The 254-nt window shown below is 66.1% G+C and carries 1 protein-coding gene; it reads left to right on the forward strand.

Annotation, left to right across the window (positions count from 1 at the left end; translation table 11 throughout):
* Nucleotides 1–254 (forward strand): LLM class flavin-dependent oxidoreductase (locus ACWGS9_RS35875; RefSeq protein WP_454509571.1); only part of this gene is annotated, 254 nt, incomplete at both ends.

The following is a 254-nucleotide window of genomic DNA, read 5'->3' on the forward strand; positions in this document are numbered from 1 at the left end:
TCGACCGTGGCGGCACAGGAGATCGACAAATATCTGACCTGGGGCGAACCGCCGGCCGATGTCGAGCGCAAGCTCGATGGCGTGCGCGAACTCGCGGAGAAGGCCGGCCGCAAGCTGTCCTTTGGCATCCGCCTGCACGTCATCGCCCGCGAAACCACAGAGGCGGCCTGGGCGGCCGCCGACAGGCTGATCAGCCGGCTCGACGACGCGACCATCGCCTCGGCGCAAAAAGTCTTTTCCCGCATGGATTCGGT

Source organism: Mesorhizobium sp. Arg314, assembly GCF_053714275.1.